Source organism: Mycobacterium kyogaense, assembly GCF_003254575.1.
Lineage (GTDB): Bacteria > Actinomycetota > Actinomycetes > Mycobacteriales > Mycobacteriaceae > Mycobacterium > Mycobacterium kyogaense.
This window is the reverse complement of the sequence record NZ_QJUA01000050.1, coordinates 15,820-33,009: the sequence shown is the minus strand read 5'-3', so window position 1 is coordinate 33,009 and position 17,190 is coordinate 15,820. Positions and strand designations below refer to the sequence as shown.

16 protein-coding genes and 1 pseudogene are annotated in these 17,190 nt (G+C 61.0%); 15 read left to right on the top strand and 2 right to left on the bottom strand.

The features are described 5' to 3' along the window. From DMB80_RS28720 to DMB80_RS24400, 13 genes and pseudogenes are all read left to right on the top strand, one after another. A pseudogene (locus DMB80_RS28720) lies at nucleotides 1-114 on the top strand (ABC transporter permease); the annotation flags it as partial. 41 nt (nucleotides 115-155) lie between these two features. Then, nucleotides 156-1,235, top strand: a complete 1,080-nt coding sequence (locus DMB80_RS24455; protein WP_240431370.1) for an MlaD family protein — start codon at nucleotides 156-158, stop codon at nucleotides 1,233-1,235. Beyond that, nucleotides 1,232-2,233: an MlaD family protein gene (locus DMB80_RS24450; protein ID WP_111512229.1), complete on the top strand. Its 1,002-nt coding sequence runs from the start codon at nucleotides 1,232-1,234 to the stop codon at nucleotides 2,231-2,233. Before DMB80_RS24455 ends, DMB80_RS24450 begins: the two co-directional genes overlap by 4 nt. Before the next feature lie 5 nt (nucleotides 2,234-2,238). Further along, complete coding sequence (locus tag DMB80_RS24445; protein WP_420812220.1) at nucleotides 2,239-3,201, top strand: MlaD family protein; 963 nt, start codon at nucleotides 2,239-2,241, stop codon at nucleotides 3,199-3,201. Beyond that, nucleotides 3,201-4,292: an MlaD family protein gene (locus tag DMB80_RS24440; protein ID WP_111512235.1), complete on the top strand. Its 1,092-nt coding sequence runs from the start codon at nucleotides 3,201-3,203 to the stop codon at nucleotides 4,290-4,292. The genes DMB80_RS24445 and DMB80_RS24440 overlap by 1 nt, the downstream gene beginning before the upstream one ends. Nucleotides 4,293-4,318: 26 nt before the next feature. Continuing rightward, entirely contained in the window at nucleotides 4,319-5,290 is a 972-nt protein-coding gene (locus DMB80_RS24435; RefSeq protein ID WP_240431369.1) for an MlaD family protein, read from the top strand. Beyond that, nucleotides 5,290-6,243: an MlaD family protein gene (locus tag DMB80_RS24430; RefSeq protein WP_205538878.1), complete on the top strand. Its 954-nt coding sequence runs from the start codon at nucleotides 5,290-5,292 to the stop codon at nucleotides 6,241-6,243. Before DMB80_RS24435 ends, DMB80_RS24430 begins: the two co-directional genes overlap by 1 nt. A gap of 53 nt (nucleotides 6,244-6,296) precedes the next feature. After that, entirely contained in the window at nucleotides 6,297-6,935 is a 639-nt protein-coding gene (locus tag DMB80_RS24425; RefSeq protein WP_111512226.1) for a hypothetical protein, read from the top strand. Between the two features lie 169 nt (nucleotides 6,936-7,104). Then, on the top strand, nucleotides 7,105-7,605 hold the full coding sequence (locus DMB80_RS24420) for a hypothetical protein (protein ID WP_240431368.1): 501 nt from the start codon (nucleotides 7,105-7,107) through the stop codon (nucleotides 7,603-7,605). A gap of 9 nt (nucleotides 7,606-7,614) precedes the next feature. Next, entirely contained in the window at nucleotides 7,615-8,061 is a 447-nt protein-coding gene (locus tag DMB80_RS24415) for a hypothetical protein (protein WP_111512225.1), read from the top strand. A gap of 51 nt (nucleotides 8,062-8,112) precedes the next feature. After that, nucleotides 8,113-8,553 carry a hypothetical protein gene (locus DMB80_RS24410; RefSeq protein WP_111512224.1) on the top strand — a complete coding sequence of 147 codons (441 nt, stop codon included), beginning with the start codon at nucleotides 8,113-8,115 and terminating at the stop codon, nucleotides 8,551-8,553. Between the two features lie 152 nt (nucleotides 8,554-8,705). Beyond that, nucleotides 8,706-9,062 carry a hypothetical protein gene (locus DMB80_RS24405; RefSeq protein ID WP_240431367.1) on the top strand — a complete coding sequence of 119 codons (357 nt, stop codon included), beginning with the start codon at nucleotides 8,706-8,708 and terminating at the stop codon, nucleotides 9,060-9,062. 368 nt (nucleotides 9,063-9,430) lie between these two features. Next, nucleotides 9,431-10,567 (top strand): hypothetical protein, encoded by a 1,137-nt coding sequence (locus DMB80_RS24400; RefSeq protein WP_111512222.1) that lies wholly within the window; start codon nucleotides 9,431-9,433, stop codon nucleotides 10,565-10,567. A 198-nt stretch (nucleotides 10,568-10,765) separates the two neighbouring features. On the opposite strand, the gene DMB80_RS24395 is transcribed toward DMB80_RS24400, so the two are convergent. Beyond that, nucleotides 10,766-12,175 carry a WS/DGAT/MGAT family O-acyltransferase gene (locus tag DMB80_RS24395; protein ID WP_111512221.1) on the bottom strand — a complete coding sequence of 470 codons (1,410 nt, stop codon included), beginning with the start codon at nucleotides 12,173-12,175 and terminating at the stop codon, nucleotides 10,766-10,768. Nucleotides 12,176-12,318: 143 nt separating this feature from the next. On the opposite strand from DMB80_RS24395, the gene DMB80_RS24390 reads away from it, so the two are divergent. After that, the gene (locus DMB80_RS24390; RefSeq protein WP_111512220.1) at nucleotides 12,319-13,140 is read left to right on the top strand and encodes a lysophospholipid acyltransferase family protein; all 822 of its coding nucleotides are present in this window, start codon (nucleotides 12,319-12,321) and stop codon (nucleotides 13,138-13,140) included. 43 nt (nucleotides 13,141-13,183) lie between these two features. After that, nucleotides 13,184-14,794, top strand: coding sequence for an acyl-CoA ligase FadD12 (gene fadD12, locus DMB80_RS24385; protein WP_111512232.1), 1,611 nt, complete (start codon nucleotides 13,184-13,186; stop codon nucleotides 14,792-14,794). A gap of 190 nt (nucleotides 14,795-14,984) precedes the next feature. On the opposite strand, the gene DMB80_RS24380 is transcribed toward fadD12, so the two are convergent. After that, a complete protein-coding gene (locus DMB80_RS24380; protein ID WP_162938689.1) occupies nucleotides 14,985-17,162 on the bottom strand; it encodes a molybdopterin-containing oxidoreductase family protein in 2,178 nt (725 codons plus the stop codon). Nucleotides 17,163-17,190: the final 28 nt, after the last annotated feature.

Sequence of the window (17,190 nt, the reverse complement as noted above, 5' to 3'; positions counted from 1 at the left end):
GGACAGGCGTCGGGGCGGGCGGTGCGGGCGAGTCTCGTCGTGATCATGGTCCTCGACCTGACGACGACCGTCCTGCTCTGGGGACTCAAGCCCGAATTCGTATTCAAGGGATAACGCACAACATGCTTAGAGGATCGACCTCGCATCAGGAACGGGTGCTCGCCATCGCCGGCACCGCGCTGTTGTGTGTCGTTGCGCTGGTTGCATTATTGATCACCGCAGGCCCCTTCGGCGGTCGACCATCCGGCTATTTGTCCATCGACATCGACACGCCGTATGTGGGCCAGGGTGTCGAGGCGGGAACGGCGGTAGTCCTCCACGGGGTGAAGGTCGGCCAAGTAACCGATGTCGACGGCACTACGGCCGGAGGTGTCCAGTTGACGGCCGACCTCGACACGCAGGCAGTTCGTGGGCTGACCACATCGATGGACATCGATTTCCGCCCCGTGAACTACTTCGGAGTCCCCGGCATCAATCTCGTCCCCGTCCCGGGCGGCGAGGCGCTCCGCGACGGTGTCCGCCTGAGCTTGGTGCCGAAAGGCAACTTCACGCTGTCGGAGCTGCTCGCTCAACTCGGCGGTGTGTCCCAAGCATCTCTGACACCGCAGCTGATTCAGGTCATCGACCGGGTCACCCGTTACACCGACGGTCTCAATCCGCTCTTTGAGACCTTGGTGACCGTCACGAGGGCGATCGCGGAGGAGCAGAGCGTTCCCACCGAGCAGTTGTTGAACAACACGTCGGCAATCTCCGCGGCCCTGCCGGACTTCGCCGACAAGTCCACCGAGGGGTTCACCCGTATCACCGACTACGGGTACTACCCGGGGGAATCGTTCCCACCCGACGCCGCCATCGCAACCAAATTGGAGTACCCGTATCTCGCGGGCGTGAAGTTGCCGAACCTGGCGGACGAGACGGAGGATTACTTTCGAAGTTCGTACCTGAAGTACCTCGACCTCGCTGGGAATGGCCTCTTCGGAGCTGTCGGCAAGCTCGAAGTGAGTCACGTCGATGACTTGCTGCCGCTGGTGTCTGGATTGAAGGCGATAACCGACGTCACACCGCCGTTGTTGAGGCCGCAGGACATTGCCCAGAAGCTCGCCGAGTTGCGGTCTCGTTTCGAGAGGCTGTACGCCGGTGACGGTACGCAGCGTGCAATCTCGGTTCGAGTTCTGCTGGACAGCCTCCCCGGAGTGGCGGCACCCCTCGGTATCAGCGTTGGAGGCGCGCGATGAAACCCATTGCCTTGTTGTGGCGGCTCGGTGTCAGTGCGGCAGTGGCCATTGCGCTCTATATAGCGGTGACGAACGTTCTGACGAACCCGGTTACAGTCGAAACACGCTCATATACAGCAGTATTCACAGACGCGTCAGGATTGCATCCAGACGGTGACGTTCGGGTCCGTGGGGTGCGTGTTGGGAAGATCGACTCCGTCGACTTGACTCGCCGCGGTGGGCAGAATCTCGCGGAGGTCAAATTCACGCTCGACCGGAAATACGGCATCGTCGCAATTTCGAGACTGGCCATCAAATTTCAGGCACTCACCGGTGTCCGCTACATGGATATCGTCGATGTCGCCGAAGGATATTCCCAAGCCGACGTGATCACCGACGTTCCGACATCGATGACACTGCCCTCGTTCGATGTGACTGCCCTCTTCAACGGGCTACAGCCCGTGCTTGCGACCTTGAGCCCGGAGGAGATCAACACCTTCACCGCCAATGCCGCCTCCTTCCTCACCGGTGACGGCAGCGGCTTGGCGCCACTGCTGGACAGTGTGCGACGTCTGACCGAGTTCGTGTCCGATCGCCAGGAAGTGATCGCCGTCCTCACACGAAATCTCTCTGAGGTGGCAACAGCGATCAGCGGAAAGTCGCAGCAACTCATTCACCTCATCGACTTGGCCAATCAACCGATTGACGGCGCGCTTTCGGTCATGGACGAGTTCCGCAAAGACTTTCTCTACCCGGACTTCTATGACCCGGTCGTGCGACTACTGCACAATTTTGGGCTCAAGCCGGGCGTCAACATCGATACCGCATTGGATCGGGCGTTCAGCAACCTCGACAATTTTTTCGACGCATTCAAGCTCGTTCCCGTCATGAACGAGAACATCGAGCCGCCGGGGGAGAATGCCGGCGCGGTCGAAGCGTGCTCTCGAGGGCGATATCAGCTGCCCGAGACCATGGACGTGTTACTGAACGGCCAAAGGGTGGTGTTATGCAATCACTGAAACCGATGAGTTGGCTTCGTAATCCGGTCACGCTCGGGGCGGCCGCATTGGCGCTTTCACTCGTCGTGGCGCTCGTGCTGGCCTACCTCTACTACAACCCTGTGGGTATGAGAAAGGTCGTCTCCTTCTACACCAACGACTCGTCATCTATCCGGGTCGGCGACCAGGTGCGCATGGCCGGGATCGCGGTAGGCAAGGTTGAAAAGTTGTCTCTCGAGCGCGATCAGGTCAAGGTGACCGCTCTGGTCGACGACGACGCCTTTGTCGGTGACCGGTCCCAGGTCGACGTACGCATGCTCACCGTAGTCGGCGGGTACTACGTCAACGTCTCGTCGGCTGGCGATAAACCTCTGGGAGACAACGTCATTCCTCTCCAGCGGGTGAAGATGCCCTACTCCCTCCTGGAGGCGCTCACCGACACCACCAAGATCACTCAGAAGGTGAACACCGCACCGGTCAACGAGTCGCTGAATCAGATTCAGCAGGGACTCACCGGGGTCAACGTCGAGGTGGTTTCCACGCTGATCAACGCTGGTGACGCCATCATGTCGACCGTGGACCGACAACGCGGCCAAATAACCAGCATCCTCGACATGTCGGACGAGTACATCGAGGCATTGTCGAAGTACCGCGACAAGTTCGCCGAGCTGGTACGCAAGATATCGATTCTCACGCAGACGCTCGTTCTCTACAACGAGGGGTTGTCGTCGACGATCACAGGTCTGGGGCAGACGATCGCCGCGGTGAAGCCGATCGCCGATTTCTACGAAGCTCATCGCCTGGAGTTCATCGAGAGGGTCAGAAACAATCTCGAGAAGGGTCGGTTGTTCGTGGAGCGCAACGGTCTGACCATTCGGGCGCTGAAGCGGGTGCAGAACTTGATGGACCGTGTTCTCGATGCGCAGAACGCCGCACCAGCCCTGCTTGCCACCGATATCTGTATGCCCACACCGGGGAGTCCGTGCTGATGAACCGCCATCGTCTCCGCGGCCGCCGGCGGGTCATCTGTGCTTTCCTCGCGATCACTGCGATGTTGCTCTGTGGTTCCTGCGCACCTGTTTCAACCAAGAAGGCGTCGACCTACTGCGCGATCCTGCCCGACAGCGTGGGACTCTACGTCGACAACCCGGTCACTCAAATGGGTTACCGGATAGGTGAAATCAGCTCGGTGACGTCATCCGAGCAGTCGGTGCGAGTTGAGTTCACCGTCGATGAGCCTCGAGACTTCCCCGCTGACGTCAGGGTTGTGCTGAGATCCGCATCGATCCTCGCCAATCGATCGCTCGAACTTGTCGGAAACTACGACAACGGGCCAAAACTGCAGTCGGGAAATTGCATTCCGCTGGGGCGCTCGTTCACTCCGAAGAGCCTCTCGCAGGTGATCGGATCATCCACGGACTTCCTCAACGCAATCAGCCCCGAGCGCTCCAACAACGTCGCCGGAGTTTTGCAGGGCGTCGACCAAGCGGTCCGCGGTCAGGGGCGAGCCGCCAATCGATTGTTGATGACGACGTCGTCGGTACTGGATTCTCCGGATCAGCCGATCGCTGATCTGGGTTCCATTGTCAACAACCTTGGCCAGCTCACGAATACGCTGGTCGATCTCGAACCGACTCTGAAGTCAGTTTTTGCGGACGCGAAGGTTGTGGGTCCAGACGTCGTCGCCACGCTGAAAGCCTCGTCAACGACCTTCGACGGTCTCATTCCGGTCACTACGATGGCAGGCGATCTCGAAGCCGAGCTAGGGCCACAGATCCAACAACTGCTCGACGCCGTGTCTGTTGCCGTCAGGAAGATGACGCCCCGTGCGCCTTTCTACGCCAGCATTCTCAACGCGGGTCCGCGGTACATCACCGGGATCACGAACATCATGAACAACCACCAGTTCAACACTCTCAGATACCGGCCGCCGCTCTACCGGATACGGACTCCTGACGGGGTGCTGCAGTGCAACATCATGAACGCATCCGTGCCGGGTAGCTGCGCCAACGTGCAGGGAACGCCGTACGCAGTCGACGTGGCACTCCTGCAATACGTTCTCACGGAGGCGAACCGGTGAAGCCCAGCGCGAGATTGGCTGCATGCGTGGCAGCGGTCGCAGCAGCCGTCACACTGTCGTCGTGCGCAAAGCTCGATGTCAACGCGATTCCCCAGCCGGGGTCGTCCTTCAGCGATGGCTACGACATCGTGATGCAGTTCGAAAGTGTGTTGAACCTTCCTGAACGTGCGAAGGTGGTCCTCAACGGTGTGTCCGTCGGCGTGGTATCGCACATGACGCTGAAGCCGAACGATGTCGAGGTGACGGCGCGTATCGGGCGCGACGTGCGCATCCCCGCCGATGTCCACGCAGTGCTTCAGCAGGCGACGGTTCTGGGTGACATCTACGTCGCGCTTCAACGTCCCCAGGCAGCCACTCAGTCCGCGCCTGCCCTCGCTCCAGGTGCGACGGTACCGCTCGCGCAGACGACCTCGCCGCCGCAGCTGGAGGACACGATCGCCCAACTCGCAAATTTCGTGTCCAGTGGATCAATTCAGCGCGCACAGAACACCGTGATCCGTCTCAACCGCGTGACACCCACAAGCGACGAGGTGCGACGCTTGACCGCGCGTGTCGATGAAAACCTGTCGTCGTTGTCTGTCAACATCGGCCAGGTCGATCAGTTACTCGACGGAATTGCCCGTACTTCGGCCGTGCTGAATGAGCACATTCCACAGCTCGAATACCAGTTCTCGCCCTACGGGCAACTCAACAACGAGCGGTTCATCGCGGTGACGAATTACGTGGCGACCCTTCTGCCCAGCGTCGGTAGTGTCAACTCGGGCGGCTACTGGCTCGTGCCACTGCTGTCCTCGGTGGCTGACACCTTCGGCGCCGTTCGTGACTCGAAAATCGCCGTGGAGGAGGAGATTCCCCGCTACCGGCGACTGTTCACCGACTTCTTCCTGCCGCAGGACAAGTACCCGGCCATCAACATCACGTCGATCGTCGGACCCGATGGCCGTGAGCTGTCGGGAAACGTACAAGACGTGCTTCGAATACTGGGGGCGACTCGCTGATGCATGCAGTGAAGCTGCGCGACGTGATCTCGTTCCTCGCGTTTGGGTTGATCATCATTTTCGTGCTCGGATACTTCACGATTCAAGGAGTACGGATCAGCCCGCCATCCGATAGGACCAACTTGTCCATGGAGGTGCCCGAGATCAACGGACTCGTCATCGGATCCAACGTGCTAATGCGTGGGGTACCGATCGGCAAAGTCACCGGTACCAGCACGGACAGCCAATCGGCGAACGTCGAGTTCTATGTCGAGGGCCAGCAGCGCATTCCGGTCGACACCGAGGTGCGACTGGAGAACCTCTCGGCGCTTGGCGAAGCCTATATCGGCTTGATTCCCCGAAGTGCTGGCGGAACCGTGTTCCACAACGGCGACCGGATCTCCACGGAACAAGTCACACCCCAGCCGTCCATCTCGGAACTCGCGACCAGTGTCACTCGCGTGCTGCAGCAGATGGATCCCGGTGCGCTCCAGCGAGTCATCGACGAGGCCGACACAGCGTTACCGGACCCCAACGTCGTCCTCCCGAATCTCGCGCGGGCGAGCGTGCTTTTGAACAACACCGTCGACGAGATGAACGGACGCGGGCGACTGCTGATCCGCAATCTCCAGACTCTGCTGGCCAACGCAGAGTGGGTCAATCCGGCGCTGTTGAGCGTTGCGCCTTCGATCCTGGAAGTGGGCAAGGGCATCCAGGACCTCTACAAACACCTCGTGATCATCCAGCATCGCGGTGAGCCCAAGAACACCACGAATCTGAACAATCTGGTCGCTCGCATTCAGGCTCTACTGGACGACCGGGGAAGCGACCTCAAGGTCATTGGCGAAGCATTCCAGCCAAAACTCAACGCGATTGCCGCCGCACTGATGAACTTCGACACGGGTCAACTGTTGGACAACTTCCTCGCGACCGTCCCGCCCGACGGGACCATCACCTTGCGGGTCACGCCATGAGAAAGGATAGCTAGATGGGTTCCACAGGAACGCAATCGATGGAGGGTGAGACGATGACTTCCCTGGAAGCTCAGGATCGAACCTCCGATTCGGGCGATGACGAGAAGCCGGTGCGGGAAGCCGAGCTCGCAGCATCCGCCTCTGCCGAAACCGATCGGAGGTCCGTGCCGCGCTCGCTGTCCCTGAGTATCCGCAGTCTGGCCGTCGCGGCGGTGATCGTGCTTCTGCTCGCGGCGGTGGCCGCGGTGAGCTGGCTGTACCTCGGTGCCCGGCACGAACTGCAAGTCCAGGCCCAACAAGCGGAAAACGCGAAGCACGCAGAAAAGATCGCGTTGGATTACGCAGTGAGCGCTGCGACGATGGATTACAAGGATCTGCAGGGCTGGAAGGTCAAGTTGGTCGCAGGGACAAGCCCTGAGCTCAATAAGAAATTGTCGGATGCGGGAACGTCGATGGAGCAGGTCCTGGTCCCGCTGGAGTGGAGTTCGAGTGCGCGGCCGTTGGCCGCGAAGGTCCGCTCGAACGCCGACGGCATCTACGTCGTCGATAGCTTTGTCAGCGTCGACACGAAGACCATTCAGTCACCCGAACCCCTTCAGTCGACCGCGACGTACAGCACCACTATCGACAGCAACAACAACTGGATCATCACCGACGTCGGCGGGATAGCCTCCGCTTTGGAGCCGAAATGACCGGGCGATCAATGAAAGTGATGTACCGATGCTTGCCGGACTAACGAGTCGCGGAACAGTGGCCGCCGCAGTCACGTGCGCGCTCCTGACGATGCTGATGTCACCGCTGGCTCACGCAGGCCCAGGCGATCCGGTGTCCCCGCCTGACTTGCCGTCTGACCGTGACGTGATGATCGCCCTGCCGGTGATGGCTCCGGTGCCCTCTGATTGGAAGCCGATGTTCCCCTTCCCCTATGACCAGACCAAGGACAAGGTCACCCCCGCCGACGTCAACGCTATGGGTGAGATGTGTCAGTGGTTCAGTGCCCAGTACCCGACGCTGAGGGACCAGATCGATCGCCTACAGTTCAACCGCATCGGCCCCGATGGCAAGGATTACGACTACTCCCGCGGAGATGTTCAGCAACAGGTCGACATCGTCACCACCAACCTTCGGCAATCAGTTGATTTCTTGGCTCCGCGCGCACAATCGCTCACCCGATCACAAAACCCGTTCGGCGACAGTTACTTTCCTGTTTACGAAGGCGAGGCCTTCTTCAAGCTGTGGGAGCAGTTGTCCAACGTGAACAATGGGATCCTGGCACACCAACCGGATTGGTTCACCGGTCCCTCAGTCGAAAAGGCAAAGCGGTGGGGCAGTGACATCCAGCGCTCGCACGTCTGCGAATAGGAGATCGCGATGACATTGAGGGTCGGCACGTTCGCGAGTCTGTTGGTGATGGCTGCCAGCCTGTCCGGAATGCCCAGTGCAGCAGCAGATCCTGCAGACGGTCTCACCGAGGCCCTCATGGCGGTGCGAGGAGTAGCGTGCGGCCCACTGAAATCGGACCCGATCGTGCAGCAGACCGCCGCGGAAGTCAATGACTCGACTGACCAGTGGATCAATCACACTGCGCGTGCCGCGCCGGTGTCCGAGGCACTGCCGTTGCTGCACGATCTGGGGTATCAGGGTAGTAAGGCGACCATCGTCCACGGTGCAGGTCGCAACTCTGCCGATGCGGTCAAAGCCCTGATGCTGCAGGGGTATCGGTCGATTCCTGACTGCTCATACCGAGACTTCGGCGCAAGCATGATCTACAACGACGCCAAGGGCGTGTTCCTCACGATTGTGGTCCTTGCCGCGTAATCGCGGCCTCGCGGGCGAATAGTCGGCATTGTTCATTCGGCAAGGAGACACGTGAACCGAATCTCACCGTTGATAGCGATTGTCACCATTGGCCTTGCCTCAGTGTCGACGGCTCCTCGAGCGCAGGCGGGCGATGTGGTGACCTACGAGATCTTCTCCGATTCAGTGGGAGGACTGGCGGGCCTCGAGTACCGCGACACAACCGGTAAGCACCTGATCCGGGACGTGCCATTGCCGTGGACGCTGACGGTGCCCGTGCTCGACGCGAAGAGTTCGACTGCCGACGGTGCGGAGCTTCGGGCGGACTGGCGGCCAAATTTCCGGACTGCCGCGACCGTCGGCCGGGTTCTGTTGGGAAAGTTCGTGACCGTGCGAATCAGTCGTGGTGGTGAAATCCTTTGCGAGAGCATCCTCGATACCGGGAACGCGACATGCTATGGCAGCGTGCCGCACCGCGCCGAGAACGAGACGTCGCCGGGGAATCTTCCGTGAACGGGCTTCGCCGCCGTTCTCTGGCGGCCGGCGTCGGCCTTGCGGCCCTGTCAGTTCTCCTGATGCCCCCAGTGGCCCATGCAGACCCGGACCCCAGTGGCACACCGCCGCCGTACCCGGACACGAATCTCATCGTCAGGTCCTACGATCGCGTGCGATACGACGACTACTTCACGGCGAGCTCGGGTGGCGTGTGGTTCTCGACGCCAACGGGACTGAATTGCGGCATCTGGGATCGCGGTAGCTTCGGCTGCGTCGGTGAGATCACCGGAGCCCCGCCGGGCACCACCAACGTCGGGTGGGTGAACGGGAACATCGTCACGCGGTACGACTGGCTGCTGGGCGTGCAGTTTCCGGCGGAGCGAGCAGAACGGGAACTGCCGCGGCGCAGCTACATCGAGTACAACGGCACACGGTGCGTCACCATGTCGGATGCGAGCGTCTACTGTGCACGGGGGCCCTTCAAGTTCTTCATCACGCCGACGGGCACCTACCTCAGCCCGCCGTGACGGATCTGTCGACCCTGCGCCACTACACTGATGAGTGGTCGAAGAATCCGGCCCTGGGAACACTCTGCTTTTGTCAGAGGACAGCGCCGAGTTCGCTGGTTACTGTCCGCCGATTGGCCGAGAACCTACTTTCTTGTAAACCGTTGCGAGACAGCGACTACATGAGAGATCGGCCGGCGTAGCGGGAAACTGTCTGCCTTATCCCGACATTCGTGCTCCAGGCGGCCGGAGTACTTGTGCGAGAAGACTAAACATGCGAATATGGATTCGCGTCAAGGCGAGGCCGCGTCCTTGCACCATGAACCGCGACGATGGGCGCGGTCAACACAGGCGACGGCGCCCATAAGCATCGATAGAGGAGGACACTGGTGTCCAAGAAGTACAAGTTGGTTTTCTGGGGTCCGGGGCATGTCGGCGGTAACGCGATGCGTGAAGCGTTGCGCCGCCCCGAGTTCGAGGTCGTCGGAGCGAAGGTGTGGTCACCCAGCAAGGACGGTGTTGACGTCGGCGTGCTGGCCGGCGGGGATCCCGTCGGCGTGCTGGCGACAAGTGACGCTGAAGCCATCTACGCTCTGGACGCCGACTGTGTCATCCACACCCCCCAGCCGATGGCCGACGCGCAGAACGAAGCCGACGTATTGGAACTGCTCAAATCGGGCAAGAACATCATCAGCACCGCGGCATACCACTTCCCGCACCGCCGGGGCGCCGAGTACGTCAAACGGCTCGAAGAGGCCTGTGCCATCGGAAATGTCACGGTGAAGGGCTCCGGTCCGCATCCCAGCTTCTGGGGAGAGCGGATCATCCTCTCCCTCACCGCGCTCATGTCCAAGGTGAAGCACGTCCGCCTGGTGGAGGCATGTAACGCCGATGTCCTGTTCGCCGAGATGGGTGAGGCCCTCGTGCACGTCATGGGCATGGGGCAGAGTCTCGACTGGTTCAACACGGACTGCCCCGGTTACCAGATGATGTCGCCCTACTACCGCGACGTCGGCGCATACATCGGCGTGAAGCTCTTCGGCGTCAGCCCGGATGAGATCCGCTTCGAGAGCACCTACGACGGTATACCCGCAGAACACGACCTCATGTTGGGGACGGTGCCGGTGAAGAAGGGAACGGCAGTCGGCGTGCGGCTCACCGAGAACGGGTTCATTGGGGACCACCACTTCTACACCCATGAGGAGATCGGGTACATCGGTGCGCACAATCGAAACCAAGGGTTGAGCGATGTCCCCTTCGGCCCATTCGCCGGCGACGTAAACTACATCGTTGACATCGACGGGGATCCGTCCCGCCTACGAGCTCAGTTCGACATGTCAACCACCCGCGACGACGGCGTTCCGGTCATCACACACATGTCCGGTACGCTACTTCTTCAACTTGTCGCCCCAGTGTGCAAGGCGCCAAACGGCATCATGTACGAGCGGCCGATGACGTACGCTGCGCCAGATTTCCGCACGCTTCCCGCCGTCACCACACAGGAAAGCGACGGCTACGGGTTCTGATTCTGCTTCGTGCGGCAACACCCCAGATGAAGTCGTTTGCAATGGACGATGGTGCCGGAGCGTCGGCCCGACGGTCCGCGCGCAAAACGTGATTCATGCTCCGCGAGGTGCGGGTGACGATCTGAGATGTGAACGGGTAAGCACGAGCCGGCCGTGCTTACCCGATCACGGATCGCCCGGAGCGGGCGCATTGTTGTGTCACACCAACGCGGAGCTGGGCTCGCTCAGCTGCGACGAGAGGCCCGCTGCATGGCGGATAGCTGCGAACTCAGCCACCATGGCGTCGGTGACCTCATGCGGATCATTCACGGTCGCAGCGTCTTCGAGCACATTGAACGTGACGTGGTCGACGTAGCTCCACACGGTGATGTTGAGCCCCACCCCGAATGTGAGCGTACCGACGGACAGTAGCTCGGACATCGGCGCGCCCACGATTCTGCCGCCAACACGAGGGCCCGGCACATTGGAGATGGAAACGTTCACGAGCCTGTTCCTGAATCCGCCTCTGCCGAGCCACGAGAAGGCCGCGGTGCCCACTGCGGGTGGGAGGTAATTCGACCAGCGGCTCATGAGCTCCCGGCCCAGCAGGGCGTTGTTCTGCTTGCCGATTTCTGTCGCGACGGCGGTGAGCCGCACACGCTCCAAGACATCCTCGACATCAACCGGTAGCGATATGACCATCAGGCCAAGTGCGTTGCCTGAGATGCGGTCTGGGGACAGGTCGGTGCTCACCGGAACACCGCAGAGAAGTGGCGCGTCGGCGCGGTCGTCGTAGCGGAGCTGCAGTGCACGGAGGGCGCCGGCGCCGATTGCCAGCACCAAGTCGTTGATGGTGATGCCCAACTTCTTGCTGGTTTCCTTCATCTCCGTCAAAGTGACGATTGCACTGGCGAACCGTCGCCTGGGACCTACTGGATGGTTGATGAATGTGGGCGGTGGCGCAAAGCGTCGAGCCAGGCCCGGCACGGTCCGCCGATTGCGCCGAACCCGCTGAATGCCAGCGCCGGTGTCACGAAGCAGGCCTGGCAAGTCCATGATCTGCCCGACGTGATCCGCCATTGCTTGTCGGACGAGTTTCCCTCTCGACGGGTACTGATCGCCGGAGTACGCGCGGCCCTCGTCCTCTGGCGCAATGTCAGGATCGAGCGCACGCGCCAGCAGATTGGCCGATGCCAGGCCGTCGGCCACCGCATGGTGCATCTTGCCGACGATCGCGTAACGGTCGTTGGTAAGCCCCTCGATGAAGTAGAACTCCCACAGGGGGCGGTCACGAGCCAACGGGGTACTCGCGATGTCTCCGATAGCTTCATCGAGAGCATTGCGGTCTCCAGGGCTCCTGACGAAATATCGGCGGGCGTGGTAATCAAGATCCACGTCGCAGTTCTCCAACCACATCGGGTGGTGGAGTCCTAGGGGAATGTCAATCAGCTGGTATCGCAACGGATCGAGTAGGTGTAAGCGCGCCTCCAGGGCCCGACGAAACGAGTGATAGTTGAACGAGCCATTGGAGGCCGACGCGTCGATGACGCCTGCCTTCACTGTGTGCTGATGCGAATTCGGGTTCTCGCTGTAGAGAAGAACTGCATCCCAGCCGCCTAGTCTCTTCACTGATCCCTCGCAAATGCCTTTAGTCGTTGTGAATCTCACTGCCCATCTAAACTCACGATGGAAGGTCCCGTCGGCGAATAGACGCGAAGGAATATTCGCGATATCGGTACTATGGTCAGTCGAGTCGACCCAAAGGGGATACGGTGACGCAATCTGGTAACGAACCACCCCGGCCCGACCGCGGCGAGGTGGCGAAATGGGACCCGGTCGTTGTGAAACGGCTGCTGCGCACGCTTCGTCCCCTCATCAAGGGGTATCACCGCTCCGAGGTGCGAAACCTCGATGCCTTCCCTTCCGGTGGCGCCCTGGTGGTGTCGAATCACTCGGGCGGCACCTTCGCATTCGATATCCCGGTGCTCGCGACAGACTTCTACGATGAGTTCGGTTACGACCGGCCGATGTACTTTCTCAGTCACGACGTCCTGTTGTCCGGGCCAACCGCGGAGCTGCTGATGAAAGCCGGCTTCGTACGGGCCAATCACGTCAACACGGAACAAGCTCTGCGCTCGGGTGCCGTGGTGTTGGTGTTTCCAGGCGGCGACTATGACGTTTGGCGGCCGACTTCCGCGAGGAACACCATTGATTTTGCGGGGCGCACGGGCTACGTCAGTGCCGCGATCAAGGCTGGTGTCCCTATCGTCCCGGTCGTGTCAATCGGCGGACAGGAGAATCAGTTGTATGTGAGTCGTGGCGAGTGGCTCTCTCGCATGCTGCGACTCGACAAGCTGGCCCGCGTCAAGATTCTCCCCGTGTCTTTCGGAATTCCGTTCGGGCTCAGCGTGATCCTTCCGATCAATCTGCCCTTGCCGAGTAAGATCGTCACGCAGATACTCGAACCGATCGACGTACGTGCAGAGTTCGGAGCAGACCCAGATATCGACGCTGTCGACGCCTGGGTACGCACCCTGATGCAAGACGCCTTGGACGATCTGGCGCGGCAACGCCGGCTTCCGATAGTCGGGTGATGACGTGAACCGGTTGATTCCTCCCATCCGCGTAGCCACTCCGATCTACGAGACTGTGGGCACGCTGGTCCGGACACGACTGTTGGTTCCGATGAGGCCAGACAAGTACATTCGCGTGGCGTTGTCCGCACGAAACGAAAAGCTCTCGAATACCGTGGGGTTGGCCGCGTCGGCAATACGGTGCCCCGATCGCCTAGGCCTCGTCGACGACATCGGCTCCTTGACGTGGAAGCAGATCGACGACCGGTGCAACGCGCTGGCCGCAGGCCTTCAGGCTCTGCCGGGTGCGAAAGTCAACGTTGTTGGTGTGATGTGCCGCAATCATCGCGGCTTCATCGAAGCGGTTGCAGCAGCCAACAGGATCGGCGCGAACGTTCTGCTCCTCAATACCTCGTTCGCCGGTCCAGCGTTGGCCGAAGTCGTGAAGCGAGAGAACGTTGACACCCTCATCTATGATGAAGAATTCGCCTCCACCGTTGGTCATTCCGTGGAGGGCCGACCTGATATCCGTCAGCTGGTCGCGTGGGCCGACGAGCGTGACGCTCATCGGTTGACAGTCGAGAAGATGATCGCCGACCACTTCGGTCACAAGCCCGAGGCGCTTGTCCGCGGCGGGCGTCTCATCCTGCTCACCTCCGGCACGACCGGTCTACCCAAGGGCGCACAACATTCCGGTGGTGGCGCGAACACGCTCACCGCGGTGCTGAACCGCACCCCGTGGCGCGCCGAAGAAGCGACCGTCGTCGCGGCGCCGATGTTTCATGCATGGGGTTTCAGTCAACTGGTCTTGTCTGCGCTGATGGCCTGCACAATCGTGACCAGGCGCAAGTTCGATCCCGAAGCGACCCTGAAGATGGTGGATCGCTACGACGCTACCGGCCTCAGCATCGTGCCGGTGATGCTCGACCGAATCATGGAGCTGCCCGCGCCAACTCTCGATATGTACAGCTGCCGTTCCTTGCGCTTCGCGAGTGCGTCCGGTTCACGAATGCGCCCAGATGTCGTGACATCCTTCATGGATAGATTTGGTGACATCGTCTACAACAATTACAACGCGACCGAAGTCGGGATGATCGCCTCTGCCACGCCCCAGGATCTGCGCGTCGCGCCCGATACTGCGGGGACCGCGGTCGACGGGACCGAAATCCGAATCCTCGACCCTGAGCTCAACGAGGTTTCCACTGGCCAGGTCGGGACCGTCTTCGTTCGCAACTCAACCCTGTTCGACGGCTACACCACAGGCAGCACCAAGCAGTATCACGAGGGGTTCATGTCTTCGGGTGATCTGGGCCGTTTGGACGAGAGTGGGCGGTTGTTCGTGGTTGGTCGCGATGACGAGATGATCGTGTCAGGTGGCGAGAACGTGTACCCGATCGAAGTCGAGCGGGCGCTGACCAATCACGAACACGTTGCGGAGGCAGCAGTGATCGGAGTGGACGACGACCGCTACGGGCAACGGCTGGCCGCCTTCGTCGTACTCAGACCCGGTGTGCTGAGCACCCCCGAAGCCTTGAAGGACCATGTCCGTTCAACTCTCGCCTCCTACAAGGTGCCTCGCAAGATCACACTGCTCGATGAGCTTCCACGCGTCAGTACCGGAAAGATCGCCCGCATGGATCTACAGGCCCTAGTTCAGCCAGATCACAACGTGTAGCCCAGGGTTCCCCTGTGCCCAGCGGCCGCGGAAAAGAACTCTTCCCGAGCGTGTCCTTCGCTCTGTCGTCGGAGAATGAGCTCGCGGCCCGGAAGGCCGCCTCCTCCGTCTCGCCCAGGACCTTCGGGCTGACTTCGAGTGAAGGTGTTTGTGGCGGTAGCCCTGAGGATGCGCAACCTGCGCCCCGTAGTCAGCCCTGAACGGCGGATTCTGCCGCACGCTCGACCCTGACCGGAATTCCGTTCAAGACAGACATCCCAGCCAGCACCTCGAGGTCCTCGACCAACCCGCTGGCCAATACATTGCTGTTCACTCCGCCGGCGGCGTTGGCACGCCTCCATCCACCTTGGTGACCCCAGCCATGCGGCAGCGCGATGTTGCCGGCGGACATGTCGTCGGTGACCGTGACCGGGACGGTGACGCGGCCTGCCTTCGAGGTGATCGTCGCCAAGTCGCCGTCGGCAAGCCCTGCCGCTGTCGCGTCTACGACACTGATGCGCGCGGTCAGCTTCCGGCTGCTTGGCATCAGCCGTCCGACATTGTGCATCCAGCTGTTGTGTGACCGGGTTTCTCGCATCCCGTGCAGTCGGAGGGGATAGGTCGGATCTGATTTCACGTCCTGTAGGCGCGCCAGTTCATCCAGCATCTGAGGAAGCGCCAAGGCAATTTTCTTGTCCGCGGTCCGCAGGATGTGTCCCAGACTTGCGATCGGAACATGAGGTGAGACCTGCTTGCCGTGTGGGTGATCGCGGAGCAGTTTCTTGATGGAAACCCCGCCTCGCCTGAGGCCGAACAGATCACCCACGGGGCTGGTCCTCACCAGCACGTCGACGAATGCGCGCGGCTTCACCTGGATGCCGATCTTGGCCAGACGACGTAACGGTGCCACGGAGTAGGCCCCGCCGTATCCCATCCGACGGGCGATCTCCTGAAGGATCTCCCATTCCGGTCTGACTTGCTCCGGCGGGTCGACCACACGATCAGTGGCCCAGATGGCCGGGCGGAGCATGCCCTCCATTGCCAACACTGGGAAGTCTTCCCGCTCGAACATGTGGGTGGTGGGTAGCACATAGTGGGCGTATGCGTTCGTGTCGTTGACGTAAAGGTCGATCGAGAAATGCAGATCGAGTGATTCCAGTGCTTCGATCAGCCGTGGACCTCCGCCGGCGCTGCTGTTGACGGGGTTGCCTCCCACGGTCAACAGGGCCTTGACCTGCCCTTGACCAGGGGTGGTGATGTCGGTGGCCAGCGCCGTCGACGGCAGCACTCCGAACACGTCGGGGCGATCGACGGTGCGAGCACGTAACGCGCCGTACGTGTCCATCTTCATCATCCTGGCCAATCTGGCGAAATCGATGATGCCACTGCCGAATACCCAACCGCCCTCCTTGGCGATGTTGCCCGTGACGACCATGAGTAGGTCCTGCAAGATGTTGTTGAGCGTGCCGAATTGCTGGGTACAGGTGCCGGTACGCCCGTACACCACCGCTGAGGACGCGCGGCCGAAGCCCACGGCCATCTCGCGAATGGTCTCGGCTGGGATCTCGCAGCGGTGCGCGCACACCTCTGGCGGATATCCCCGCACGATCTCGGCGAGTTCGTCTGCACCCGTCGTCCATCGTTTCAGGAAGGAACTGTCGACCAGATCTTCGGCGAAGAGGACATTCAGCATCCCCAGAAGTAGATACGCGTCGGCGCCGGCGCGCACCGCAACATGGTCGAACCGGCGGGCCGTCTCGGTACGCCGCGGATCTACGACGATCACCCGTCCGCCTCGTTCCACTACCGACTCGAGGGCTTCGCGGAACAACGGCTCGGCGATCAGAGAGCCGTGTGAAACAACAGGATTCGCACCTATCAAGACAACATAGCTGGTCCGCCACAAATCGGGCTTCGGGAAGTGTGCCGCAGATCCGTACAGCAGCGCGCTGGCCGCCATCCTGGATGCGGTGTCCTCAGTGTTGATGCTGTACCGCCAGCGGACACCGAGCGTTTGCTGTAAACCCGTCAGCCACGTTACCGCAGCGAATCCGAACGCCGGGGGATTGCCTAGGAACGTGGCGAACGCATCCTTCCCGTGTGCTGATCTGATCGCGCTCAGACGTCTCGTGATGTCCGTGAGCGCCTCGTCCCACGACACCTCGACGAACTCACCGGGGCCTCCAACCCGCTTGAGCGGCTTCAGCACCCGATCGGGATCCGTTGCCAATTCGACTGCAGCCGAGGACTTCACACAGCTGAAACCCTTCGAATGGACGTGCTTCTTGTCGGCTGAGATCGACAGCAGCTTGCCGTCGTCAACCGTGGCGATCAATCCGCACTGGGGTTCGCATATCCGGCAGTAGGTGCTCACTTCGGTCTGGGCCACGGCAGTCCGCCTGTCTCGCGTCAAGTGC